We start from the raw sequence: 24,912 nt of genomic DNA, 5'->3' as shown, positions 1-24,912 counted from the left end.
AAAGCACGTAGTGTTCATGGATTTCTAGGAGGGATTTACGCGTCCTTGTGTGCATATCAACTGATCCATAAAAATAAGCCAACAATTCAAATTATGAAGTCATCGGCTTAAGCAGGATTCGGGTTAATTTATATTATATATTTTTCTACATATTTTTCTTTTTTCAATTTCATTTAGATTAAATATATAATTATCTACATAGTATCTTATATCATTTGAAAATTTTTTATTTAATTCAATATAGCAATTTTCAACAGCTCCTTTAGGATAAATATTAAGTCTTGTTGAGGTATTTATTCTCTTAATAAAAATTTTATTATCTTTCAAATAAAGGTTTGTTTTTATATCAGTACTTCCATTATCAGAAAAACTAGTAATAACATCAAAACTAGTATTACTTAATTTTATAATTTTAGCATTCTCGTAATATGATACCTCAGGATATTTTATATTATTCAATATTAAATAGTATAAAACCTCTCCATATTCATTTTCACTCTCAGATAAACAAACATTATTTTTTTCTAATTTTATACAATTAGAGTGTTTTTTACCATAAATTGAGCATGATAAAGTTAAAAAAATTGTTCCATATAAAAAACTTAATGTTAGCTTATTTTTTATTTTGACATGAATCATATTTAAGAACCTTCTTTAATTCTTTCCAATATTCTATTCTTTCTTTCCTCCCATTTCCTCCACCATTTACCCATAAGCTAATTTTATTAACATCATCTTTATCTGCCTGTAAATTAATATCTGCCGCCTTGCCACTACGTAAAATAACACCATTATTCCAATACCATCCAGCACTATCCATAGCTAAAAATAAATTGGACGCAACTATTTCATGGTATTTTTTACTTCGATCCAAACATTCATTTAAAGTTATATTTTCTGGGAAAACCTCTTTATAATCAGAAATATTTTTAATTATAAAACTATAATACCTCTTATAATTTTTTCTCCATGTTAACTGCATAAATCCACGACCTTTATATCGAGGTCCATCTCCAACTTGAGTATTTCCATTCTTTTCAGCATCAGCATGTTTACCTGGATCAAGATATTTTCCACTTGCATATTCACTAGTAGTCCTAAATCTATCAGACTCCCAGTATATTTGAGCTAAAAAATGAATCTTGCGAATACATGTATTAATATTATATTTATTCATAGTTCTATTTAGCACATTTAATAAAGCTTGATGGCTTGTATCACCAATTACCGAACACTTTAAATTTAAGATAGCAGTTGAACCTTTTAATGTTTTCTCCGAATTTCGCATTCCTTTTAAAATTTCTAAAAATTCATTTAAAGTTAAATCTCGATCACAAGTACATGTTTTAATATCTAATTGCTTTTCAATCGTAGGTTCCTTCTGATTGGTACTTGCCTCAGTTATATCCACATCTAATTCCAATTTATTAGAATCTTCTTTCATTCTTTTAGAGTAATAATTATTGGCTTCTAAAGGCTTTCCATCTGGCTTAAATACTGTAATCTTTACTTTTTCTCCAACCATACTTTGAAGTGAAAATTTTCCACTAGAAGTATTTAAAACCTTCTTTATTCCATTTTCCAAATAAAATATTTCAATTTTCGTATTTTCAATACGATAGTCATTTCCTAATCTGTCTACAATTTTGAAACTTGAGACACTTTTGAAGTTTTCATAAGGTTCATCTAGTTTAATTATTATTGGTGTTTGGGATCCATTCCCAGAGTTAACAGAACTTTTTAAAGTAAATTCATCATTCGAAGTTAAAACCAAAATTTCAATATCTCGATTAGGTGAAGATAGGACTTCTACAATGCCCTGTTCATTTGAATTACGTTCAAATAACTTTTTACTTCCTTTAGGACGAGAGGTTACTGGGAAATTTATCAGGATTTTCTCTTTACTATCTATAATTTTAAATAAAGTTGTCACTATCCCTTTTGAAGTAGTGGTAACTTTTTTCTGTTGATATTCTTCTATACTTTTTGGTAAAGGTACTTTTACAGGGTCTTTTCTAGAAGAAACTATTGAAGAATTAATAGTTTTAACAACAATATAATCTTTAGTATTAGGCGGTTGAGCTAGAATTTCTACAGTTCGATTCGGCGAAGCTTGAAAGATAAATAGACCGTCTTGATCTGTCTTATTGATATTCTCTCTAGATGAACCTTTATAACGCGATTTTACTTTTAAATTGATGACATACTTCCCTGATGCATCATAAAGTTTGGATGTAATAGTGACTAACTGACTCATTATTCAGTATCCTCTTTAGTGTATACCTCATCCTCAATTTCCTCGTTTTCTAGGTCCTCCAATAACTCATCAATATCCTCTTTATTTAGTTCTTGACGTAGATATGTTTGACAAGAATTAAACCCAAAAGCTATAAAATCTGTTTTTTGAGAGGTATAGAACCGTAGAGTACTTATTTGATTTACTTCATTTAGCAGGGATTTTTTGCTTTTAATTAATGTTCCATCCTTCTTATCAACAATGAAAATTTCTTTTTCTCCTTCACAGGCAGTATTCCATTGATAATTAATTCGATTACTAAATAAAGTTTCCATTTTTGGTAGACTTATTTTTTGTTCAATAATATTTTGACCTTCTTTAAATATATGCTGACCCGCTTTACACTCAAACTTCCCACCTGTTACTCCAAATACACCTTGTCCATTAATCTTTAACTGAGAACCACCAGCAGTAAGCACAATTTCTTTAGGGCTTATAATTTCAATTCGTTCTTCAGTCGAAATAATTTTTATTTTTTGACGAGCAATTGTTTCTATTGCGTCATCTTGTGCTTGGAGTTCGACCTTCCCCTTTGCCGCAATGGCTTTTAATCCTTGTTGAGCTGAAAACAAACTGATCTTGTCCTGAGCGTGAGCAATCAAAGATTTCTGTGTGGAAAAATTAATATTATCCGCAGCACTGTGGTTAATCTGCTGATCAGCTGAAAGATACAGATCTTCATTAGTTGAGAGTGCAATTGAATTCGGTGCACACAGCAGCATTAAAGCCTGTTTAAAGGTTTCAGCCTTGCTTTGATCTTGCTGTTCAATCTGATCCAGAAATTTTTTCAGATGATCTAACCCTTCTAAGGGATCTGTTTGCTGATTTTGGGCAATCTCACTTAAGGCCTTACTATGATTCAAACTAGATTCAAGCTGGCTTTTCGCAGGACTGGCATTTAAGTGATTGGCATTGGCATTTTCTTGTTTATAGGTAGAGAGAAGCAAGCCAGCTCCCGCTCTAAGTGCTCCCCATTGATCTGTTCTTAACTCAAAGCCCTCACCACGCCCGTCGCTAACCTCATCTTCTTTTGGATGACTTAGATTTCCTAAATTTAGCTGACTGGCCCCATGACTACTTTGCAGCTGTGCACTAATCTGTCCAGTTGTATCATCGAAGCGAAGCTGGTTAAAACCTTCACCCTCCACCTCTTGAGAACGGATACCACTTAGTTTTTTAGTGAATGGCAACTGCCCCTTCTTATCAAACATAGTTTGATAACGTTCAGCTTCATGAATACGTCCAACAATAAAGGGACGATCAATATCCCCTTCGAAGAAATCAATCACTACGATTTCCCCGATACGTGGATGGAATCGGGCGCCATAACCTTCACCTGCCCATGGCGTTAGCACATCTACCCAGGCCGAATCAGTGTCATTATCATTGGCGCCAGCACCACCATCATGCTGATGATCTTCACTACGGGTAAATAAAAAACGAACCTTCACGCGTCCCCATTCATCGACATAAATAGTCTCACCTTCAGGCCCTACCACTTTCGCCCGTTGTGGATAGGCCACGGGCCGATGTTGTAGTGGATGATATTCAGGTATCACCAGAATATCTCGACGAATTAAATACAGCTCATTGCCTTGTCTCTCGTCATCCAGAACTTTCCAGCGACTGGACAGCATGAGCTGATCCACCTTTAGCAAAATGTCTTTTGGTAAATTATTCTGGTTATAGAAGTGTTTGCCCAAAATTAAAAATTCACGCTCATTGCACGGATGTTGATCAATTTCGGGATGATCATGCAGTTCAAACCAGTAACCCACTTGGGCATCACGAACACTACTGCTGGCCTTAAAATATTTGGACTGCATGGCATGATAGTGACTAAGTTGCTGACTAAGTTGATCCAGTTGAGCTGGACTGGATGATGTAGCCTGATCTTCTCTATTTAGGTCACTGGTCCAAGCTGGGCTGATGTTCCAGACATCTTCCAGATTTAAACTAGTATGATCCTGAACACTACTCTGCTGAATATTCACCAATCGCTGGTTTTGCTCCTGCTCCAGATCTATAGCTTGCCAGCGTTGCAATCCAACATTGTTTGGCACAAGTTGTCGCTCAGCAATTAGGCTGGTGATAGTATCGAATTGCTCAGTTGCATGACTGCGATGGAAGCGGATGGAACGGCGCTTTAAGGCTTGAAAATATTGCTGCTCATCAACAAGACGCAGGACTTGTGGCTGAATGGTTCGAGCTGATATTGAAATGATTAATTCCTTTTCATCAATCAGCCAGTTAATACCCTCACTACGCCATAAGCGGGTCAGAAAGTCATAATCACTTTCATTGGACTGTATGACCAATGGCCGTACATCATATTCACGATTTAGTCCGGAAAGATCCAAACTTAAACTTTGCGCAAATAAGCCACTTCGCTTTTGCCATTCAGCAAACAAAATTTCACTGATTTCTTTGACACTTTTATTCAAAAACACACGACTATTACGGCGTTTATGCCAAAGTGAAGTCACATCTTCGAGAGTCAGCTGATAGACACTTAAAGCACCATCGCTATGCCCCTGTTTAGCTGCGGTAATGATACCTGTAGTCCGGAAAAGCTCACCTTGATCAGTGACCTGATCAACAGCAACCTGACAGCCAATAAACTGTTTTAAAGCAATATAGGGATGAGTGGATAGACAAAGTAATTCAGCATGTAGCCCCTCATTGATCCAGTGCCTGCCTTCAATACGCTGAATCAGAACCTGAGAATTTAAAATTTCATTGGAAAATCGGAGATGAAGTGCACGCTTCTGTGAGCTTAGACCCAAGCCTTCAAGCACCGTATAAATACTCTGTAGCATTTTATAATTATTATTTGAGGTTATTTTTATCGCACTGATTTTAGGGAATAAGCTTAGAACAATCCATCTTGGTATTTATTTCACATGAATTAACCACGAATAGCCTTAACCTGACCTTATATCCTCTATGCTTATGAAATAGAAGATGTATTCTGTTTCAACCTTTTCAATTTTTCTGATTATTTGCCGATTCACTTACTGCTACACTGAAAGCCGAATACTTTATATCTCCTACATCATCCTCGATTACAGGATAAGCCAGAGGCCAAGGACATGCTTGAGTTACATTCTAAACTTCCCAATCTGGGCGTTACTATTTTTAGTACTATGTCGGCCTTGGCACAAAAACTCGGAGCAATTAACCTGTCACAAGGTTTTCCAGATTTTCCTGCTCCACCGCAATTGATTGAAGCCCTCAGTCGGGCGGCTGAAAATGGTTTTAATCAATATGCACCGGGTGATGGTTTACCAGTATTACGTGGGCTGATCGCTGATCTTTATCAGCATCGTGACCAGCTCATTCTAGACCCGGTAGATGAAATCACCATTACTCCTGGCGCAACGATTGCAATCTTCTGTGCAATTCAGGCAACGGTACGAACAGGTGAAGAAGTCATTATTTTTGATCCCAGTTATGACAGCTATGCGCCAAGCGTGAAGCTGGTCGGTGCCAAACCGGTACATATCGCTCTGGCATATCCTGATTTTTCTGTGGACTGGAATAAGGTCAAAGATGCAATCAATGACCGTACCCGCATGATTGTAGTGAATACACCGCATAATCCCACCGGAACGGTATGGACAGAGCAAGACTGGCAACAGCTGATTGAACTGATTCGTGATCGCAATATTGTAGTTCTGTCTGATGAAGTTTATGAACATCTGGTATTTGATGAAGTTCGTCATCATTCTGCAGCATCATTTCCGGAACTCCGTGAACGCAGTTTTGTGATTGGTTCTTTTGGTAAAACCTTTCATGTGACCGGCTGGAAAACTGGTTTCTGTGTTGCACCGCCAGCCTTAATGCAGATGTTCAGACAGATTTACCAGTTTGTCAGCTTCTGTGGTGTAACGCCAATTCAGGTGGCTTTGACTGAATATATGCAGCTACATTCTGAACATATCCATGAGCTGTCCGGTTTTTATCAGGCCAAACGGGATTTGTTTAATCATGCACTGACAGACTCCCGTTTTCACTGGACGCCATCACAAGGCACCTATTTCCAGAATCTGGATTACAGTGAAATTCGTCCTGATCTGGATGCACTGTCGATGTGCCATTATCTGGCGAAACAACACGGTGTTGTGGCGATTCCGGTATCAGCGTTTTATCAGGAGCCGCCTAAAGATTTACACTTATTACGCTTCTGCTTTGCCAAAAAAGATGAAACCTTGATAGAAGCAGCACATATTCTTTCCAAAGTTTAAAAAAATAGACTTATTGGTTACTGAAAAGCTAAGGCGTTCTTGATGCGGATCAAGGATAATTTAGTCCTGATAAATATATGAAAAATCAAGAACAGGATGTCATATGGCACAGCAAGCATTGGTTCACCAGCAGAATTTATGGAAAACATTTTTTATTTTCCTGTTACCGCTGGTCGTTACCAACATCCTGCAAAGCCTGTCCGGTACGATTAATACTGTTTTTGTCGGGCAAATGCTCGGCGTGCAAGCAATTGCCGCTGTGGCAGTATTTTTCCCGATTCTGTTCTGTCTGATGGCTTTTGTGATTGGTCTCTCTGCAGGTTCTACGGTTCTGGTAGGACAAGCTTGGGGTGCCAGAAATCTTGAAAAAGTGCGCTGTGTAGTTGGCTCTACCCTGTTTATGACGCTGATTGGTGGCAGCCTGATTGCCCTATTGGGTGTATTTTTTGCTGAAAATATCCTGCAACTCTTGGGTACAGATCCGGATGTGATGCACCTGTCTTTGCCTTATGTGCAATGGATGCTGGCCGGTAGTCCTCTGATTTTTATTTATATTATTTATACTTCAATTTTACGCGGGGTTGGAGACAGTACTACGCCACTGTTTGCCTCTGCTCTAACGATTGGTGTGGGCTTGGTAGTGACACCGGTCCTGATCGCGGGTTATTTTGGTTTTCCTAAGATGGGGGTCATCTCTCCAGCAATTGCAACCATTCTGGGCAACTTGGCTGTTCTGTTATTTCTCATTCTCTATTTAAATTATAAGCGTCATCCTCTAAGACCAGACTGGGCTTTGATCAAAGATATTCGTCATCAGCCTCAGCTCAGCAAGATTATCCTGCGCTTAGGTATTCCGACTGGAGTTCAAATGGTGACGACTTCAGTCGCTGGTTTGGTCATTGTGGGTCTGGTTAACCGGTATGGCGCAGAAGCAACAGCGGCCTATGGTGCCGTAAATCAGGTGCTGAATTATATTCAGTTCCCTGCCCTTTCTATTGCCATTGCGGCTTCCGTCTTTGGGGCACAGGCCATTGGTGCTGGTAAAAATGATTTGCTCAATAAAGTGACCCGAACTGCCTTAAGTATGAATATCTTGTTCACAGGTAGTCTAGTGATTCTGGCTTATCTGTTTTCTAAATATCTCATGGCACTATTTATTACTGATCCGCAGGTCGTGGTATTGGGTCAGCAACTTCTCTTCATTGTCCTATGGTCGATTTTGTTCTTTGGTGCTAGCGCAATTTTTGCTTCGATCATGCGGGCCAGTGGCACAGTGACAGTCCCGATGCTCATCAATATCATTGCAATTATTGGAATTGAAGTACCAGCTGCCTATATGTTCAGCCGCTGGTGGGGCTTACAAGGGATCTGGTATGGCTATGCCCTTGCCTTTGTCTGTCTTTGTATTATGCAAGGCTTGTATTACCAGTTTATCTGGAAGAAAAAGACCATCGAGGCACTGGTTTAATCTTCCGGCCTGAACTACTGGGTAAACCTTAGCAAACCACCTCTAAAGAGCGTATTTCCTGCTTAATCCATATTTTTTATATGGATTCATTTTTATTATATTTTTCAGGCATGAAGATCCTTGTTATAAGCAGTGTATTGTATAAAAACACAAGGTCTTCTCATGGCTAAACGACAAATTAAACTGGGTGCTTTTATTCCAACGACTTCGCAACATGCGGCAGGTTGGCGCCATCCTGAATCTCGTCCTCAGGATCATTTAAGCATTGATTATGCGATTGAATTGGCAAAAACTGCTGAACGCGGCCTGTTTGATGCCTATTTCCTTGCAGATGGTCTGGCAGTCAACTGGAGTCATGGCGCTTCCAAACATAATAAGAATGTCGGTTATAGCGATAAAGTTGTGGGCTTTGAACCCGTCACCTTATTCGCAGCGATTTCAGCCGTCACCCAAAATATTGGTTTTATTGCCACTGCTTCTACCACCTATGAAGAACCGTATCTGTTGGCACGAGAATATGCTTCTTTAGACCATATCAGTAAGGGTCGTGCCGCATGGAATGTCGTGACCACCATTTCTGCTGAAACCGCACGTAACTTTGGTTTTACTGCCCATCCGGATGCCAAAGTCCGTTATGAGCGCGCGGATGAATTTATTGAAGTTGTACAGAAGCTCTGGGACTCCTGGGAAGATGGTGCATTCCTCTATGACAAAGAAAACGGTCATTTCTTTGAGGCATCTAAACAGCACGAACCCCTGCATAGCGGCAAATATTTTAATGTCCAGGGTGCACTCAATGTCCCTCGTCCGCCACAGGGCTATCCAGTGATTGTTCAGGCAGGTCAGTCTGAAGATGGACGTGAGCTGGCCGCCAAATATGCCGAAGTGATTTTTACTGCCCAGCAAAGCCTGTCTGATGCCCAAGCCTTCTATCGTGATGTCAAAAGTCGTCTGGCTAAATATGGCCGTCATCCGGATGATTTAAAAGTAATGCCGGGGGTCTCTGTCTTTGTAGCTAAAACAGAACAGGAAGCCAAAGAAAAATATGAATTACTGAACAGTCTGATTCATCCAGATGTCGGTTTGGGCTTACTGTCTGGTCTGGCAGGTGATATTGATCTTTCAAACTATGATCTGGATGCTCCATTTCCTCTAGAAGACATTGAGATCAAGTCTAGCCGTCAACAAATAATGTTTGAGATTGCAGCTAAGCATCACTTCAGCATTCGTCAGCTATATGAATATATTGCGTCTGCCCGTGGTCACTGGACTTTGATTGGTACGCCTGAACAGGTGGTTGATCAATTACAGGAGTGGTTTGAAAATGAAGCTGCGGATGGCTTTAATGTATTACCACCGACGACACCTGCCGGTCTGGATGACTTTGTAGATTTCATCGTGCCAGAACTACAACGTCGTGGTCTATTCCGGACTGAATATGAAGGTACAACTTTACGTGAAAATCTGGGGCTGAAACGGCCAGAAAATCAGTATGTGATTACGCAACAAAATACTGCGGTTGCCTCTTAAACCATCCATTATAAAAAATGCCCGATAGGGCATTTTTTATTTCTTTAAGTTAAGCACTGGGGTAATTGGTGCTAGTGGAAATGACAACTATGGGCGAGGTTGTGTCGCTGTTGATTTCTGTTTAATTTAAAATGAATGAAGACCCTAGCCTACCAGCAAAACTGACCAGAGCTTGTAAGTAGCAGCTGTTGATCCTTCACGATTGAGAAATTTAATACTTTTAGAATTTCTTTTTTCAACTGCTGTAAACGCGTATTCTGGCGCTTGCGTGGATAAGATAAAGACACCTTTAAAACCTGTTCGATTCGCCCAGGATTAGCCTGCATCACGACTACTGAATTGCTCAGCAATAAGGCCTCAGCAATATCTTGGGTTGCTAAAATCACGGTAATTTTTTTGGTTTTCCAGATTCGCTGTAATTCTTCATGCAGATGATGACGCATTAGTGCGTCCAGCCTAGCAAAAGGATCATCTAATAATAAAATATCCGGTTGAGTAACCAGGCTTTTGGCAATTGCCACTTTCAGATTCATGCCAGCAGACAAGTGCGATGGATAAGCATCCTTAAACGGCGTCAATTGCAGTAATTCTAGCTGTTCCTGAATTCTTCGATTTTCCTCTTCTTTACTTAAAGGGATTTGATGTAAGGCCATGCGGATATTTTCCGTCACACTGAGCCAGTTAAACAGTCGATGATCCTGATAGACAATACCGAGATTTGGAAGATGTTCAGCTGGCTGTTTCCCCTGAATCAGAATCTGGCCCTGCTGATGCTGTTCCAAGCCCATCAGTAAGCGTAACAATGTGGATTTACCGCAGCCAGCATACCCTACCACACTGACAAAATCACCTGCATGAATATCCAGATTAATATCTTCGAGGACTTGGGTCTGCTGATCTGGTGCGGTGCTATAACTTTTATATAAATTTTGAATCGTGATTCTACATTGAGATTGCTCCGTCATTTTTCCTCACCTTTTGCTGCAATACATATTTAATGATTGTTCTAGACTAGATCTATCCTACTTATGAACTTGGATAAATTTCTGTCTCTTTTAGATCTGCTGAAAATAGGACTCTTTTGACTATAAAAGAGTTTAGGGTAAGGAGTTATCTTGATTTTTTATTTGGTTATCAAAAGCATGTATAGGTTCTAACTGTTAGATATAAATTAATAAATTTCAATGTCTTAAAATTTTACTCTTATAGAAAACGTTATTTAAAATATTCCGCATAACCAAATCGCAATAATGCTTAGGGCAATAAAAAACCCGCGAATGCGGGTATTCAATTGGCTCAGCTTACCAGGCCAATTTATACTGTTCCAGTTCATGCGGCACAAGCTCAACCTGATCCTGGAAATCAAGCAAGATATCATTTTTAATAGCCGCCAGACGGTAGTCTTCACGCTTACGCGGACGTTCAAGATCCACTTTCACAATACGTTTGATTCGTCCCGGATGTGGCTGCATTACCACTACCCGATCACCTAACAATACTGCTTCCTCTACATCATGAGTGACCAGAATAGAGGTGATCTTTTCTGACTGCCAGATCCGCTGTAATTCCTGTTGCAAGTTGGCACGGGTCAAGGCATCCAAGGCACCAAAAGGTTCATCCAGTAATAAAATTTGTGGACGATTCACCAGACTACGCGCAATTGCCACACGCTGGCTCATCCCCCCAGACAGCTGACTTGGATAGGCAGTTTTAAACTGGCTCAATTGCACCAACTCCAGATGATAATCAATCAGTTCCTGCTTTTCGGCTTTGCTCAGACCTGATTTTTCTAGCGCTAAAGCTACATTCTGCTCGACACTCAGCCAGGGAAACAAACGGTGATCCTGAAACACAATACCGCGATCCAGACTGGTACCCTGAATCGGTTTGCCATCAATCAAAATGCTACCTTGAAACTCGGCATCCAATCCCACCAAAAGCCGCAATAAGGTTGATTTACCACAGCCACTATTACCGACAATACTAATGAACTCGCCTGGCTGGATATTCAAATTAATCTGATCTAACACTTGTAACTCTTCCCCATCTTTAGGGAAGAACTTGTCGAGTTTCTGGATCTCGACATGACCCTTAATATTCACCTGTTGATTCATGTTGTTATCTCACATCTTTTATTTATTGGCCGCCTGACGCCAGCGTAAGTTATAGTTTTCAAAGAATTGTGCTGCCTTGGAAAATAACAGCCCGACAATCGCAATAATGGCCATGCCATATAGCACCACTTCCATCTGGAACAGGTTCTGTCCGTCCATGATTGGATTGACCACGCCAACCGAGGACACAAAGAAATACTCCGCGCCAACAGTCGCCACCCATGAAAATACCAGCGCAATATTCAAACCGGCAAAAATACTTGGGGCTGCTGCGGGTAAAATCACTTTAAAAAAAGTACGTACCGGACTGAGCTGGAAGATCTGCGCCACTTCTTTAATTTTGACCGGCACATTCTTGACCCCGTCATAGGTATTAAAGAACACCGGATAGAACACCACCAAGGCAATAAAAATCACTTTTGAAACTTCACCGTGTCCAAACCACATGATCATCAGTGGAATCCAGGCAAATACAGCCACGTGTTTAATGGCATTCAGTGTTGGAGAAAAGATTCGATCCAGCCAGACATTTAGACCCAGGGCCAAACCCAGCACTGCACCCATCACTCCACCGGCAATAAACCCTGCCGTGTTGCGAAGTAGGCTGGCGATAATGTTTTCTGTCACCTCGCCTGCCTGCCAGCTTTCTACAAAGGCCTGCCATACAGCAGCTGGCGGCGCCAGTAAAGCAGGATCAATCCATTGTTTTGCGGTCACGATCAACCAGGCAACCCACAGAACCAGAGGAATGACCCAGCCGCGATAATCTATTTTTTTCATGATGTTCTCTCTATCTAGCCTGATCCCAGCCACGGAACTGTTTTTGTATGAGGCGGATAATGACATCAAAGCCAAATCCCACCAGTCCAATCACTACTACAGTTGCCATCACCACATCGAGCTGGAAAATCTGACGGCCATAGACCATCACATAGCCAATCCCTTCACTTGAAGCTAGCAGTTCTACTGCAACCAGAGCACCCCATGAACTTGCCAGAGATAAACGCAGACCACCGATAAAACTGATAAAAGCACCCGGCAGAACCACATTTTTAAATCTGGACCAGGTGCTCAACTGATAAACTTCCGCGACTTCGGTCAATTGCTGTGGAATATTGCGCACGCCTTTAAATACATTGATGGTCATCGGCACCAGCGCGGCTTTAGCAATCAGAATAATCTTGAGGGCTTCATCAATCCCGACCAGTAAAATTAATAATGGAATCCAGCCAATCACGGGCACCAGATTAATGGCTTTGAATGTGGGCCAGATATAGGCCTCTGCTCGATGCGATAGTCCCATGGTCAGACCTAAGACCAGTGCCAGTACAATGCCGGCACTAAAACCATAGCCAATTCGGCTCAGACTGACACTCAGATTGCTCCACAGTTCGCCGGTTTGATACAGATCTTTCAGGGCCACCCAGACCAGTTCAGGTGCAGGCAGCAATAAAGGGTTCACCCAGTTCCGTTCTACCGACACATGCCACAGATAGAGCAGCGCGATGGGGAAAAGTGCTCCGATTCCCCATATGAACACCTGATTCTGTTTTAAAAAATTCAGAATACTTTTTCGGTTCAATCTGGATGCAGCATTGTCCTGTGTCGGTGTCTTGGCTGTTTCAAGCTCGATTTCCTGTAACATCACTCAACCTCCTCAACTCAAGGGCATGATGGTTATTGCCCATTGGCATTCAGAGGTTTCCAATAGTTCTGTAAATTTAGCGTTTTTAAAGCATTATTGACATATTTCGGCTCAATCCAGGAATCAACATCAATATTGCCGCGAATCAGTTTCAAGTCTTGACCCGCTTTCAGCTTTTTCTTAATTACAGCAACGTTGAAAGCATCCAGAATCGGAGCACTATGACGTTTTAGATCTACACCCTCATTGGCACGTACGAAGGTGTTATAGGAAAGGCCTGATTTCGACCATATTTTGAACAATTCAGTTTTATTGGCTGGGTTCGAATCCCAAGCTGCCTGTTTGACCAGCACATTCACAACGCGCTGTACGACTTCAGGATACTTCTGTTCAAATTTAGAATTGACCAAAATATAACCCGAACTCTGATACTGTGCCGGTTCCTTTTTAGAACTATAAATCAGCTTAGCAACACCGCGATCAGTCACAGGGAAAATCGACTGGTTGGTAAATAAAGCATCCAGATCACCACTTGCCAGTGCTGAATAGCCGACTGGACCATCTACATTGACAAAGCGGAAATCTTTTTCAGTAAGTCCATGTTTTTTAATAATCTGGTTTAAAGCAAGATGCACGCTGGTTCCACGGAAGAAACCAATACGTTTGCCTTTTAAATCTGCCCAGCTTTTGGCTGATGATCCCGGTGCAACCACCAGGTAAGTATTATCATGTGTACCGCCCGCTAAAATCAGCTTGGTATCCAGACGACTGGCCTTACCAATCAAAGCCGGTAAGTCTCCTAGCCAGGTAATATCTACCAGGCCATTGGCATAAGATTCATTGATCGCAGGACCTGCACCTTTAAAGTTGTTCCACTGTACTTTAATCCCGTCTTTCTGGAATTCTTTTTCCAGCAAACCTAAGGTTTGTGTGGTGGAATAAAAGTTGCCGTAGCCCACTGGACGACTACCGCTGCCGACTAATGGAGATGCCAGGCGAATCACGGTCGGTTTGGCTTCTGCTGCAAAGGATTGGACAGCAGGCACCAGTGTTGCTGTGGAGAGAAGGCCAGCAAATAATACTTTTGACCATTTAAACATGTGAAAATTCCTCAAAATATAAAATTAGAATCCGTACTGGAATTGTGCGACCAGTTCGTTATAGCTCTTGTTTGTAATGTCATTGTTGACATGGTTCAGGTTGATCTGAAACTTGGTGGTTTCCGCAAAGAATGCATTCAGGCCCAGACTGTGAATATCAACAGTTTGATCGGCTAAATTCTTGTCACGATCAATGGTGTCGTAGCGATAGAAAGCCTGGTAAGACTTTGGCCACCAGTCGTCATAACGGCCCTGATTACGGAATCCTTTGACAAACTGCTCACCAAAGTTCCAGAACAAGGTGCCTGTGTGCGACTCACTTTCACGCTTATAGGTCTGTGCAGTTTGTGAAATGTAGGTGTCATCTTCACCTTGCACATATTCATAGGTCACACCGAATGGATGATGGTTATAGTAAATATCGAAGCCTTTACGCAGCACATCGCCTTTACCAGCAAAGGCCGCACTAGTTCCATCAATTTCAAATAGATTGCTTTTGCCTTGATACCAGGACAGACCAAAACTCAGTTCACGCAGCCATGAGTTATATTCAGCAGGCAAGGTATAACGCAAACGTCCAATAAAGTTTTTGTCATCATTGTCATCCGATTTATTGGCTCCATTACCATTCACCAGACCAAAGGCATAGCTGATCATTGGCGAGCGATAGTTATATCCATAGTCCACGGTTGGTAAGGCATCCCCACGCACAATCAGACCGACTTCACGCAGTGCCAGTCCATAACCTAGGCCCGGCAAACTGAACAAGGCATTGTTAATGGTAGGTTTTAGGTCTTCAGTGGCCTGAACTTCCTGGCCAAATGGCAACAGTTGCTGACCTAAAGTGACGCTCAAGCGCCCCGTGTCGGCACTTAAGGTTGGCAATACGTGATAAGTCAGTTGCGCATCCAATAAGTTCAGATAACTGTTATTGGTCCCTGTCTGTGGAGAAGTACCAAAACGCAGATTGAAATCCAGGTTTTTGCCTTCTTCATAGTCTTTGTACAGATTGCCAATAAAACCAATTTGGACTGCACCTAAATCAAACGAAGAGTGGCGGTCTTGAACTGCCATCCCGGTATTGGTACCCGTAGGTGGAGTGCGCTGTGCTTCATCGATATAAGAAGCTTTGGCCTGCACGACTCCATTAATCAGCAGTTGACGTGTTGATAATGCCGTTTTGGTATCGCGGTCCCGCTGTACCTGATATTTATAGTTTTCCAGATCGCTTTGCAGACCTTGCAACTCGGCACGTGTCACAAAGCTTTGGTCATCATCAGATTCAGTTTCTGCATCAGCAGATAGTTCAGCCTCATCAGCAGTAGTGGCTTCTGTAACGGCTTCGTTCTGATTCTGAATCTGCGCTAACTGGGTTTTTAATTGTTTTAATGACTGCTCGAGTTGACTGACCTGTTGTTGTAACTGACCTACCTCCGCATCTGCATGCGTTAAGCCAATACTCGCGCTTAGCAGAGTCAGTACCGTTGCCCCTTGTTTAAAATATTGCTTCATACAATCGACACACCTACAGTTTTGCCAGTGAAACATCAGTCGATTTGATCAGCACAATCACCTGACTTCCTACCTGCAAATCCAGCTCTTCTACAGAACGTGTCGTAATTACCGAAGTGAAAATACCTGAAGCAGTCACCACATCGACTTCAGAAACCACATCAGCTTTTATAATTTCCTGAATAGTACCTTTTAACTGGTTACGCACATTAATAGATTGAATTGTCATTATTAATTCCTGTTGTTTTGGTTGGAATTAATATGCATGATTTTTAATATGCAGAAAAATAATATAAATAGATTTTGATATATTATTTTATAAAATCTAAAAATATTATTTTAAATCCATTTAATCTGATAATTTAAATATTCTTTGTTTTTAATCACGATATTTTCATATTGCCAATCCAGAATATTTTGACTTGCCAGATTCTTTATCTCTTTATTAATGGTTTGGCGTGAGGCAGAGAGTAAATCTGCTAAATCATGCTGGGAGATCTTGAGTTTAATTTCAGTTCCCAGAGGATGAGATCGACCATACTGAATCGAAAGGTCATGCAAAACCTTGCATACTTTTTGATGTAAATTAGCGACTTGCAGGAATTTGACCTGCTGGATCAGATATTGCATCCGATGGCTGAGAATATTTAAAGCATCCTGCTTTAAGTAATTGTTATCATTTATTTCTTCTATAAATATATGCTGCGGAATTTGCAGGACTTTGACCTGATTAAAAGCATAATAATCATAATCAATCACCTGTGTATTCAGGCATGGAAGCAGGTTAATCAGATGCTTTTCCGAGAAATAATTAAAAGCATGAAAACGACCCGATGGGCTTAAATATCCAATCTGGATAATCCCATCAAGCAATATATATAAAGCAGTATGGCAATTTTCTTTATTTAATATTAAATCACCTTTTTGATATTTTCGAATCGTTGAATATTTTAAAATATAATCCAGTTTATCCTCAGAGATATTTTTAAATATATTTTTTAATATGTCATAATCCACATTATTTTTTGCAGTATGAATTTTCATAAAATGATCCACCCTATATTTTATTTAAATATTAGATGGATCATTAATGACTGGCGAATCATTTATTCTTGATTCTTTAGCTATTTATATGCAAAGTTTCCAATTGAATAAGAATTACTTATGAAACTTTTTCATAAATACCGTCTTCGCTGTTATAGCGGAAGTTGCTAATGTCCTGCTTGACATCTTTACGCAGTTCACGGCTTGGACGGCCATCCACACCGACTGGCACATCACCCTCTAAAGTCACACGGCGCACTACGCGGTGCTGGTCACCATAATCATTAATCGCACGGTGTTGAGTTGCACGGTTATCCCAAATTGCCACATCACCTGTACTCCAGCGCCAGCTGACAATATTTTCCAACTTCTCCACATAACTTTGGAACAGGTCGAATAAACGGCGTGATTCACTTGAGCTATAACCGACGAAACTCTTAAAGAAATGGCCCAATAACAAGGTTTTTTCACCTGTTTCAGGATGAACACGTACCAATGGATGTTCAGTTTCGTATTCAGTTGAGTTGAAGTAGTTTTTATATTTTTCCAAAGCTTCTTTTGGAACACTGACTTTTGCAGCATAGTCAAAGTTGTTGCTGTGAATCGCACGCAAGCTATTCGCCAGTGTTTTCAGTTCTTCAGGTAAATCATTGTAGGCAGCGGTTGTATTTGCCCATACGGTATTACCACCTACTGTAGGTGCAACCACGCTACGCAGGATAGAAGCTTTTGGATAAGCATCAATAAAACTGATGTCCGTATGCCAGCTGTCTGCACGTGCACCGCGTGAATCAATTTCCAGAATATGTGCAGAGCCATCTTTTACCGGTACAGTCGGGTGATTCAACGGCGTGCCTAAACGCGCTGCAAAGGCTTCTTGGACTACATCATCCAGATGTTGCTGATCTTTAAAGAAGATCGCTTTGTGCTGCAATAATGCCTGATTGATTTCATTCACCACTTCATCAGCCAAATCTGCTGACAGTTTTACGCCCTGGATTTCAGCGCCAATACGGCCACCAATTGGTTGTACCTGGATGTGTTTGTATTCATAAGCCATGATCATTTCCTCTATCTATAATTATGTCGACCTTGGGTCTGTGAAATCATCATGCCGAATCGGCTTATCTAACGCTGTCAATTTATTGACATTCTTATGCACCATTTTTGATTTATAAAATACTTTAGCTACTTAAGTTTTCAGGCATAAAAAAACCCGCTTACGCGGGCTTTGATCAGGGTGTTTTAAGCTGACTTTTTCTTCTGCTTGCCGAGGCGGGTAGCTAAAGCCGTGACTTTCTGATAGCCAGTTGGCATAAGGCGCTGGATTAAATCAATCGCTTTGGCATCATTTCCAATTAACAAACGGCGTTTGTCTTTTTGTACCGCTTCCAGAATTTGACGCGCTGCTTCTTCCGGTGGGCAACGCAGCAGCTTATTGAAATTCTGTGCAGATTTTTCCGGATGCATTCCCAGACTACGAATACTGTCATTCATTTTCGCTGCAATGGCAATATTGGTACGGATTCCGCCTGGATGTACACAGAGTGCGCTTACACCGCAGTTTTCCATATCCAGTTCCTGACGCAAGGATTCAGTAAAACCACGCACAGCGAATTTAGTGGCATTATAAGCGGACTGGGTTGGCTGGGCAGTTAAACCGAACAAGCTGGAAATATTAATGACATGACCATCACCGGTTTTCTTGATTAAAGGCAGAAACTCTTTGGTGCCATAAACTACGCCCCAGAAGTTAATGCCTACAATCCATTCCAGCTCTTCATAGCTAGCACCTTCTACGGTAGAACCAAGAGCTACACCAGCATTGTTAAAAATCATATTCACGCTGCCATGATCTTTCTCGACCTCAGCGGCCCAAGCGTGCATTTCTTCCAGATTAGCCACATTGACCTTTTTGGTTGTGACACGAACATCAGTACCTTTCAGCAGCTCAACGGTTTTAGCCAGGCCCTGTTCATTCACATCACTGAGTGCTAAATGACAGCCCTGCTTTGCTAAAAGCACCGCAAGTTGCTGGCCGATACCTGAACCTGCGCCAGTAATGGCCGCGACTTTATTATTAAAATTTTTCATTGAATTTCCTTGATTAAAACACTGCCCTTCCATGACAGCCTGTTTTTCTGTCGCATAGGGATACAGCACACTGTTTCAATATAGTTTTGACAATCCATATTGTCAATAATTCCAGCATGTCTCTACGGGCCAATTTTCAGGCTTGAATTTCAGCATAGGTCAAAGCCGGATTTATTGATAAGATACTTAAAATCTCAAGCACATGAGTCTATGGTCTTTATGACGGATGTAGTAAATTCAGGACAAAAACTAGCAAGTAAAAGTAAGGAACGCCAGTTTAAAGGACTTTCGATGGCTGAGCGTCAGCAGGCGCGTCGTGAAAAGCTGATTGAGGCCGGGATCGAGGCTTATGGTCGTCATGGTTTCTTTTCAGTCACAGTGAAGGATATCTGTAACGAAGCCAAACTGACTGAACGTTATTTTTATGAATCCTTTAAGAAAAGCGAACATCTGTTCCAGACTATTTTCCTCAAGCTGATTGACCAGTTACAGCAGAATGTCATGCAAGCCATGATGCAGGCTTCTTCTGATCCAAAGAAAATGATCGAAGCCGGTCTGACCGCCTTGCTGACGACCTTACGTGACAATCCGGGTATGGCACGAATTATTTATATCGATGCGATGCTGGTTCAGGAACTGCATAATCAGGCCACGATTCATGAAACCATGGGCCGTTTCGACCGTATGATTCAGGCCTTTGTCATGCTGATGATGCCGAACCTGAATCGTTCTGAACGAGAGATTTCCCTGGTCTCGACCGGACTCAATGGTTATGTTACCCAGATTGCCATTCGCTGGGTCATGAGCGGCTTTAAACAGTCACTGGAAGAAATTCTGTCCTCCTGTAGTCTGGTATTCTTTGCTTTACTAGATACTTTGGGTACAGAAAAACCGGCGGATCCGGTTAGATAATTTTTAAATCAGGATAAGGTCTATGTAGATCTAGACTTCATTGATCTACAAGATTTTGAACTAAGACCCTCTTATAAAATAACAGCTTAAATTGTGACAAATCTTTGCGGAAGGCCACGAAACTACCTATTCTGCAATGATACTGTCATAATTAATCTTTGTAATAAGCCTGTCATAAATATAAAACGGTCCACCGTTTGCATGAAATAGGGTATTGCGCTGTGAAAGATGACTACATTCTAATTGTTGATGATGAACTGCCGATTCGTGAAATGATCCATACTGCTCTGGATATGGCGGGCTTTCAATGTTTACAGGCAGAAGATGCCAAGCAGGCTCATCAAATGATTGTGGACCAGCGTCCAGCATTGATTTTGCTGGACTGGATGATGCCAGGTGGCGTCAGTGGTGTCGATCTCTGTCGTCGTCTGAAACGTGATGAAAATCTGTCCGAAATTCCGGTCATCATGTTGACCGCGCGTGGTGAAGAAGATCATAAGGTTCAGGGACTGGATGCCGGTGCCGATGACTATATGACCAAGCCATTTTCGACCCGTGAGCTGGTTTCACGCATTAAAGCCGTCCTGCGTCGTTCCAATGCCCTCAGCGGTGAAAAATCCATTGATGCTAACGGACTGGTATTAGATCCGGTCAGTCAGCGCGTGAATTTTGGCAGTACTATTCTGGATATGGGACCGACTGAATATCGTCTCTTGGCATTTTTCATGACCCATCCGGAACGTGCTTATACCCGTGCGCAATTGCTGGATCAGGTCTGGGGTGGCAACGTCTATATTGAAGACCGGACCATTGATGTGCATATCCGTCGCCTGCGTAAGGTACTTGAACCTTATGGCGCTGACCGCTATGTACAGACTGTACGTGGCACCGGTTACCGTTTCTCGACTCGTGCCGACGTTGCACTGGGTTAATTGTTTTTTAGGTAAATCTTGTTTTATGTATGAGCCCTATCCTGTTCCCGAACTGTCACACGAGCACAAAAGACTCCGTTACAGCAGCCTATGGGATTTTGCCAAGCAAGATTTACGTCTACTTCTTCTCTTCCTGGTCATTGCCAGTTGTATTGGCCTAGGCATCGGTTATTTCTGGATCTGTATCGTTCTGGCCTTTGTTGCCTTCTTTGGCACACAGTTGCGTTCACTCTACCTGGTCAATGAATGGATCTCGAACCGTCCCTATGATGTACCGCCAAATATTAACGGGATCTGGGGGGCTTTACTGTTCAATGTCTATCGGGCCCAGCGTCAGGAACGTGTTGTTCAGGCTGAAATGGTCGAGCTGATTGACCGTGCACAATCCTCGCTAGTCGCCCTACAAGAAGCCGTGGTACTGATTGATGAAAATCAGCAGATTGAATGGTGGAATCCGGCGGCAGAACGGTTACTGGGGATTGGTCAGGAAGATCGCGGCCGCAATATCCTGAGTTTGTTACGTCAGCCAAATTTCATTGATTACTATCATCATATTGATGATGCACCTGATGGCCTTAAAATGAAGTCTTCGATATTCGAAGATCATTATGTGCAAATCAAAATGACCCGTTTTGGCGGTGAAAGCCGCTTACTGGTCGCCTATGATGTGACCCGGATGCATAATCTGGAACAGATGCGTAAGGACTTTGTCGATAATATTTCGCATGAACTGCGTACCCCTTTGACTGTGCTCAGCGGTTATATCGAAACCTTTACCGATCAGGAAGATATTAGCCCGCGCTGGAAACGCGCCTTTGACCAGATGCAGTCCCAGACTCGTCGCATGAATGCACTGGTCAATGACCTGTTGCTGCTATCCCGTCTGGAAAATGACAAGAATATTGCCAAGAACCAGATTATTGATATGCCGAATCTGATGAACCAGCTGTTTGATGATGCGCAAGCCTATAACGTGGATTATGGCCATACCCTAAATCTGGATATTGACAGTCACTGTGACCTGATCGGCTCAGATATGGAAATTGCCAGTGCCTTCAGTAACCTGATTACCAATGCTATCAAGTACACGCCTAAAGGTGGAACTGTCACCATGGGCTGGCATGATGATGGTGAATCGGCCTATTTTGTCGTAGAAGATACCGGAATTGGGATTGATCCTAAACACTTGCCTCGCTTGACTGAACGTTTCTACCGGGTAGATTCTGACCGTAGCCGCCGTACTGGTGGCACAGGACTGGGTCTGGCGATTGTGAAGCATGTACTGATGCAACATCAGGCCCAGCTCGAAATTGATTCCCATGAAAATCAGGGATCCACCTTTAAGGTGATTTTCCCTAAAGAACGTCTCAGTTTCCCAGACTGATTCAAAAATAAAAAAAGGTGCAAATCGCACCTTTTCTTTTTTAGCGAAGGCTTTAAGACTTTAATGCCTGCTCCTTGAATAAGGCCCGGAAATAAGCCGCACGATGCGAGATCCGTTCCAGATAGGCTTGAATCGCCGGATAGCTTTTACCGGTACGGCTTTGCATGGCTTCAAGTGGGAAGCTCATCTGGATATCCGCAAAACTGAAACGACCGGCAAAATATTCATGCTGGCTTAAATGATTTTCCAGAAACTGGATATGGTCTTTTAGACGGCTTTGTACAAACTGCTTTTTTACCCCTTCACAAATTGTTTTAGCCACGGGACGAACCAGAAATGGCACTTGCTCAGGAACTTTGGTCATCACCAGTTGCATGACCAGCAAAGGCATCAAAGACCCTTCTGCATAATGCATCCAGTAGCGGTATTGCGCCTTGTTCTCGGCACTGATCGGCTGAAACTGATGGGTCGAATCATAGGTTTCTTGGAGATACTCCAGAATGGCGGCAGACTCAGCCAGTACCAGATTCTGATCTTCCAGAATCGGGGCTTTACCCAGAGGATGAACCTGTTTCAAAGCAGGCGGAGCAGAATAGTTAGGCAGGCGTTTGTAATACTTGATCTCATAATCAAGTTCCAGCTCTTCCAAGGCCCACATGATTCGAAATGATCTTGATTGTTCGAGATGATGTAAAATACGCATATTAGACTCATGATTTTATTGTTATTACTGCGTGAGCATAGCAAAAAGTCTGGCTCTAACTAAAGAGTTTATCAGTCTACTTACATTTTCCCTACCGGATATAGCGTACTCTCTTTTAGCTTAAATCAGGCTAGTGCGGATCTCCAGACTGCGTAACAGGGTTTTGGTCACCGGGGTTTTGGCACAAATCTCCAGAATTTTCTGCTGCAAAGCCGAATCATGAGTAATATCGAAACTTAAGCGTCGTTCAATCCATTCCTGTCCTTCTTTATTGGCAAAGAATTCTGCTTCAACCTGAAAGTTGCCCAGTTCAATGTCCTTATGTTTGGCATACATGCGCAAAGTAATCATGGTGCAAGAGATCAGACTGCCTAAAAGCAGATCATAAGGTGCAGGACCTGCATCCTGCCCACCGAAGGATTCCGGTTTATCGGTTAGATAATGATGCTGACCATGACTGATTTCTCCCTGCCACGGTATGGTTAAGCTCTGTATTTTGGCAAGTGCGATACGGGCCATATTGATCCTTTGTTCTTATAGTTATATGAAAGATTTATCGAGAAGCACGCATATGTTCCGGAAATGCTGGTGCTTCCATACGCGGCCCATCATAGCTTGGAATGGTGCCAAAACGCGGGTGTCCCATCATCCACTGTTCACGGGCCAGCTTCAGTTCTTCCACATCCCGGCCAACCAGATTCCACCACAATAAAATAGGGCTTTCAAATGGCTCTCCACCAATTAGCAAGACTCGTCCACGCGCATGAATTTCAACATCTACATACTGTAATCCCGGCTCAAGAATCACCATATTATCTTCAGTCAGTTCATGCCCATTAATACTTGCCAGACCCTCAAGGGCCATAAAGCCATATTCAAATCTTGGATCTAAACTCAAATGGGCACGGGTACTTTCAGCAGCAAATAGATCCACCCCCAAAAGCTCAGTATGAACTTTAACTGGTGATAGTGTATCCAGGAATTCCCCGACCAGGACCGTACATTGAATGCCTTGTTCTTCGATCACGGGTAATTGCGGATAATGATCAAACGCGGGAGCCATATTGATCTTGTCATCAGGTAGGGCGATCCAGAGCTGTGCTGCATGCATTTTGGTTTCAGTTTCCGGTGAAACCTCTGTATGCGAAATGCCATAGCCTGAAGTCATCAGATTGACCTGTTTCGGCCGGATCAATTGCCGGTTACCCAGACTGTCGCTGTGCATCATGGTGCCTTCAATCATCCAGGTAAAAGTTTGCAGGCCAATATGCGGATGCGGTCCGATATCCAGACCATCTCCCTGAGGAAACTGAGTAGGACCGGCATGATCCAGAAAACACCAGGCGCCAATCATGCGTTTATGCCGACTCGGCAAGGCGCGTTTAATGACAGTTCCCTGCCCGATTTCTGCACGCCGTAAAGGAACTTCCTGTATGAACTGATTGATATACTTTTCACAATCATCTGAATTTGACAGTTCAATATCATTATTATTCGACATGGTTGAGCTGACCTCGGCAAGTTCATTCTGGCTGTATGCTGAATCAAGACATCTTTCCCTGATCATCACAAGATGTCTACCTCATACAACAATGTACCGCGTCTACCCGCAAAATCTATCTTTGGAAATATTTCGATACGTATAAAATGTGCTACTCATCAGAACAGTTCAAATACTTAAAGGCTTCAGTCTTCCAAAGACTGTAATCAAGGTCTTGGTGATGAATCATATAATCATTCAAGCACCTTACATCAGTTCGTTTAAATCAACTTATTCATCATGCTCATGTTTCACGTGAAACGCTCATTTTTATTTATATAAACTTTTAAAATCAGCAATCTATAAAAATGTGATCCGTCTAGCTTTATGTTTACAAAACAAAAATTTTGTTACGTTTTCTTTTCAAAAATCGTGCTACCCCCTGATTCTA

At 41.9% G+C, this 24,912-nt stretch carries 22 protein-coding genes and 1 pseudogene; 7 read left to right on the top strand and 16 right to left on the bottom strand.

What is annotated here, in order from left to right:
* A pseudogene (locus tag FTU00_RS10815) lies at window positions 1-111 on the top strand (IS982 family transposase); the annotation flags it as partial.
* A 12-nt stretch (window positions 112-123) separates the two neighbouring features.
* Here the strand turns inward: FTU00_RS10815 and FTU00_RS10810 are convergent.
* Genes FTU00_RS10810 through FTU00_RS10800 form a run of 3 tightly spaced genes read right to left on the bottom strand, consistent with a single transcriptional unit; the run spans window position 124 to window position 5,115 of the window.
* Window positions 124-639: a hypothetical protein gene (locus FTU00_RS10810; protein WP_180179711.1), complete on the bottom strand. Its 516-nt coding sequence runs from the start codon at window positions 637-639 to the stop codon at window positions 124-126.
* Window positions 614-2,257, bottom strand: a complete 1,644-nt coding sequence (locus FTU00_RS15600) for a hypothetical protein (protein WP_257229806.1) — start codon at window positions 2,255-2,257, stop codon at window positions 614-616. The genes FTU00_RS10810 and FTU00_RS15600 overlap by 26 nt, the downstream gene beginning before the upstream one ends.
* On the bottom strand, window positions 2,257-5,115 hold the full coding sequence (locus FTU00_RS10800; protein WP_180179710.1) for a type VI secretion system Vgr family protein: 2,859 nt from the start codon (window positions 5,113-5,115) through the stop codon (window positions 2,257-2,259). Before FTU00_RS10800 ends, FTU00_RS15600 begins: the two co-directional genes overlap by 1 nt.
* A gap of 273 nt (window positions 5,116-5,388) precedes the next feature.
* Between FTU00_RS10800 and FTU00_RS10795 the strand changes: the two genes are divergently transcribed.
* The 3 genes from FTU00_RS10795 (at window position 5,389) to FTU00_RS10785 (ending at window position 9,541) form a co-directional block, all read left to right on the top strand.
* The gene (locus FTU00_RS10795; protein WP_180179709.1) at window positions 5,389-6,543 is read left to right on the top strand and encodes a methionine aminotransferase; all 1,155 of its coding nucleotides are present in this window, start codon (window positions 5,389-5,391) and stop codon (window positions 6,541-6,543) included.
* A 103-nt stretch (window positions 6,544-6,646) separates the two neighbouring features.
* Window positions 6,647-8,011, top strand: coding sequence for an MATE family efflux transporter (locus FTU00_RS10790; protein ID WP_180179708.1), 1,365 nt, complete (start codon window positions 6,647-6,649; stop codon window positions 8,009-8,011).
* Window positions 8,012-8,173: 162 nt separating this feature from the next.
* On the top strand, window positions 8,174-9,541 hold the full coding sequence (locus tag FTU00_RS10785; protein WP_180179707.1) for an LLM class flavin-dependent oxidoreductase: 1,368 nt from the start codon (window positions 8,174-8,176) through the stop codon (window positions 9,539-9,541).
* Between the two features lie 149 nt (window positions 9,542-9,690).
* Here FTU00_RS10785 and FTU00_RS10780 read toward each other — a convergent pair whose 3' ends face one another.
* From FTU00_RS10780 to FTU00_RS10735, 10 genes are all read right to left on the bottom strand, one after another.
* Window positions 9,691-10,506: an ABC transporter ATP-binding protein gene (locus tag FTU00_RS10780; RefSeq protein WP_180179706.1), complete on the bottom strand. Its 816-nt coding sequence runs from the start codon at window positions 10,504-10,506 to the stop codon at window positions 9,691-9,693.
* Between the two features lie 336 nt (window positions 10,507-10,842).
* The gene (locus FTU00_RS10775; protein ID WP_166138948.1) at window positions 10,843-11,655 is read right to left on the bottom strand and encodes an ABC transporter ATP-binding protein; all 813 of its coding nucleotides are present in this window, start codon (window positions 11,653-11,655) and stop codon (window positions 10,843-10,845) included.
* Window positions 11,656-11,673: 18 nt separating this feature from the next.
* The gene (locus FTU00_RS10770; RefSeq protein ID WP_180002675.1) at window positions 11,674-12,435 is read right to left on the bottom strand and encodes an ABC transporter permease; all 762 of its coding nucleotides are present in this window, start codon (window positions 12,433-12,435) and stop codon (window positions 11,674-11,676) included.
* Between the two features lie 10 nt (window positions 12,436-12,445).
* Window positions 12,446-13,300: an ABC transporter permease gene (locus FTU00_RS10765; protein WP_180179713.1), complete on the bottom strand. Its 855-nt coding sequence runs from the start codon at window positions 13,298-13,300 to the stop codon at window positions 12,446-12,448.
* Between the two features lie 32 nt (window positions 13,301-13,332).
* Window positions 13,333-14,400 carry an ABC transporter substrate-binding protein gene (locus FTU00_RS10760; RefSeq protein WP_180179705.1) on the bottom strand — a complete coding sequence of 356 codons (1,068 nt, stop codon included), beginning with the start codon at window positions 14,398-14,400 and terminating at the stop codon, window positions 13,333-13,335.
* Window positions 14,401-14,424: 24 nt separating this feature from the next.
* Window positions 14,425-15,912 (bottom strand): hypothetical protein, encoded by a 1,488-nt coding sequence (locus FTU00_RS10755; RefSeq protein WP_180011601.1) that lies wholly within the window; start codon window positions 15,910-15,912, stop codon window positions 14,425-14,427.
* Window positions 15,913-15,925: 13 nt separating this feature from the next.
* Window positions 15,926-16,141 (bottom strand): molybdopterin-binding protein, encoded by a 216-nt coding sequence (locus FTU00_RS10750; RefSeq protein WP_180179704.1) that lies wholly within the window; start codon window positions 16,139-16,141, stop codon window positions 15,926-15,928.
* A gap of 110 nt (window positions 16,142-16,251) precedes the next feature.
* A complete protein-coding gene (locus tag FTU00_RS10745; protein ID WP_180179703.1) occupies window positions 16,252-16,956 on the bottom strand; it encodes a Crp/Fnr family transcriptional regulator in 705 nt (234 codons plus the stop codon).
* A gap of 118 nt (window positions 16,957-17,074) precedes the next feature.
* The gene (locus FTU00_RS10740; protein WP_180179702.1) at window positions 17,075-18,016 is read right to left on the bottom strand and encodes a TauD/TfdA family dioxygenase; all 942 of its coding nucleotides are present in this window, start codon (window positions 18,014-18,016) and stop codon (window positions 17,075-17,077) included.
* A gap of 185 nt (window positions 18,017-18,201) precedes the next feature.
* Entirely contained in the window at window positions 18,202-19,050 is an 849-nt protein-coding gene (locus FTU00_RS10735; RefSeq protein WP_179992732.1) for an SDR family oxidoreductase, read from the bottom strand.
* A 219-nt stretch (window positions 19,051-19,269) separates the two neighbouring features.
* On the opposite strand from FTU00_RS10735, the gene FTU00_RS10730 reads away from it, so the two are divergent.
* From FTU00_RS10730 to phoR, 3 genes are all read left to right on the top strand, one after another.
* Window positions 19,270-19,962, top strand: a complete 693-nt coding sequence (locus FTU00_RS10730; RefSeq protein ID WP_171505606.1) for a TetR/AcrR family transcriptional regulator — start codon at window positions 19,270-19,272, stop codon at window positions 19,960-19,962.
* A gap of 221 nt (window positions 19,963-20,183) precedes the next feature.
* A complete protein-coding gene (gene phoB, locus FTU00_RS10725) occupies window positions 20,184-20,894 on the top strand; it encodes a phosphate regulon transcriptional regulator PhoB (RefSeq protein ID WP_159124126.1) in 711 nt (236 codons plus the stop codon).
* Between the two features lie 25 nt (window positions 20,895-20,919).
* Window positions 20,920-22,278, top strand: coding sequence for a phosphate regulon sensor histidine kinase PhoR (gene phoR / locus FTU00_RS10720; RefSeq protein WP_179992734.1), 1,359 nt, complete (start codon window positions 20,920-20,922; stop codon window positions 22,276-22,278).
* A 52-nt stretch (window positions 22,279-22,330) separates the two neighbouring features.
* Here phoR and FTU00_RS10715 read toward each other — a convergent pair whose 3' ends face one another.
* The 3 genes from FTU00_RS10715 to FTU00_RS10705 form a co-directional block, all read right to left on the bottom strand.
* Window positions 22,331-22,981 (bottom strand): glutathione S-transferase, encoded by a 651-nt coding sequence (locus tag FTU00_RS10715; protein WP_180179701.1) that lies wholly within the window; start codon window positions 22,979-22,981, stop codon window positions 22,331-22,333.
* 120 nt (window positions 22,982-23,101) lie between these two features.
* The gene (locus tag FTU00_RS10710; protein ID WP_180179700.1) at window positions 23,102-23,500 is read right to left on the bottom strand and encodes an OsmC family protein; all 399 of its coding nucleotides are present in this window, start codon (window positions 23,498-23,500) and stop codon (window positions 23,102-23,104) included.
* A 34-nt stretch (window positions 23,501-23,534) separates the two neighbouring features.
* Complete coding sequence (locus FTU00_RS10705) at window positions 23,535-24,482, bottom strand: pirin family protein (RefSeq protein ID WP_180179699.1); 948 nt, start codon at window positions 24,480-24,482, stop codon at window positions 23,535-23,537.
* Window positions 24,483-24,912 lie beyond the last annotated feature (430 nt).

Origin of the sequence: Acinetobacter sp. YH12041 (assembly GCF_013419975.1) — a bacterium.
Classification (GTDB): Bacteria; Pseudomonadota; Gammaproteobacteria; order Pseudomonadales; family Moraxellaceae; genus Acinetobacter.
Note: the sequence above shows the minus strand (reverse complement) of the source record. Positions and strands in the feature narration are given on the sequence as shown.

Excerpts from the sequence above, each read along its gene's own strand:
- FTU00_RS10785 (WP_180179707.1), top strand. The coding sequence starts at position 8,174 with ATGGCTAAACGACAAATTAAACTGGGTGCTTTTATTCCAACGACTTCG.
- FTU00_RS10710 (WP_180179700.1), bottom strand. The coding sequence starts at position 23,500 with ATGGCCCGTATCGCACTTGCCAAAATACAGAGCTTAACCATACCGTGG.
- FTU00_RS10730 (WP_171505606.1), top strand. The coding sequence starts at position 19,270 with ATGACGGATGTAGTAAATTCAGGACAAAAACTAGCAAGTAAAAGTAAG.
- FTU00_RS10705 (WP_180179699.1), bottom strand. The coding sequence starts at position 24,482 with ATGTCGAATAATAATGATATTGAACTGTCAAATTCAGATGATTGTGAA.
- FTU00_RS10765 (WP_180179713.1), bottom strand. The coding sequence starts at position 13,300 with ATGTTACAGGAAATCGAGCTTGAAACAGCCAAGACACCGACACAGGAC.
- FTU00_RS10755 (WP_180011601.1), bottom strand. The coding sequence starts at position 15,912 with ATGAAGCAATATTTTAAACAAGGGGCAACGGTACTGACTCTGCTAAGC.
- FTU00_RS10795 (WP_180179709.1), top strand. The coding sequence starts at position 5,389 with ATGCTTGAGTTACATTCTAAACTTCCCAATCTGGGCGTTACTATTTTT.
- FTU00_RS10760 (WP_180179705.1), bottom strand. The coding sequence starts at position 14,400 with ATGTTTAAATGGTCAAAAGTATTATTTGCTGGCCTTCTCTCCACAGCA.
- FTU00_RS10800 (WP_180179710.1), bottom strand. The coding sequence starts at position 5,115 with ATGCTACAGAGTATTTATACGGTGCTTGAAGGCTTGGGTCTAAGCTCA.
- FTU00_RS10810 (WP_180179711.1), bottom strand. The coding sequence starts at position 639 with ATGATTCATGTCAAAATAAAAAATAAGCTAACATTAAGTTTTTTATAT.
- FTU00_RS15600 (WP_257229806.1), bottom strand. The coding sequence starts at position 2,257 with ATGAGTCAGTTAGTCACTATTACATCCAAACTTTATGATGCATCAGGG.
- FTU00_RS10740 (WP_180179702.1), bottom strand. The coding sequence starts at position 18,016 with ATGGCTTATGAATACAAACACATCCAGGTACAACCAATTGGTGGCCGT.
- FTU00_RS10770 (WP_180002675.1), bottom strand. The coding sequence starts at position 12,435 with ATGAAAAAAATAGATTATCGCGGCTGGGTCATTCCTCTGGTTCTGTGG.
- FTU00_RS10745 (WP_180179703.1), bottom strand. The coding sequence starts at position 16,956 with ATGAAAATTCATACTGCAAAAAATAATGTGGATTATGACATATTAAAA.
- FTU00_RS10735 (WP_179992732.1), bottom strand. The coding sequence starts at position 19,050 with ATGAAAAATTTTAATAATAAAGTCGCGGCCATTACTGGCGCAGGTTCA.
- FTU00_RS10750 (WP_180179704.1), bottom strand. The coding sequence starts at position 16,141 with ATGACAATTCAATCTATTAATGTGCGTAACCAGTTAAAAGGTACTATT.
- FTU00_RS10775 (WP_166138948.1), bottom strand. The coding sequence starts at position 11,655 with ATGAATCAACAGGTGAATATTAAGGGTCATGTCGAGATCCAGAAACTC.
- phoR (WP_179992734.1), top strand. The coding sequence starts at position 20,920 with ATGTATGAGCCCTATCCTGTTCCCGAACTGTCACACGAGCACAAAAGA.
- FTU00_RS10780 (WP_180179706.1), bottom strand. The coding sequence starts at position 10,506 with ATGACGGAGCAATCTCAATGTAGAATCACGATTCAAAATTTATATAAA.
- FTU00_RS10790 (WP_180179708.1), top strand. The coding sequence starts at position 6,647 with ATGGCACAGCAAGCATTGGTTCACCAGCAGAATTTATGGAAAACATTT.
- FTU00_RS10715 (WP_180179701.1), bottom strand. The coding sequence starts at position 22,981 with ATGCGTATTTTACATCATCTCGAACAATCAAGATCATTTCGAATCATG.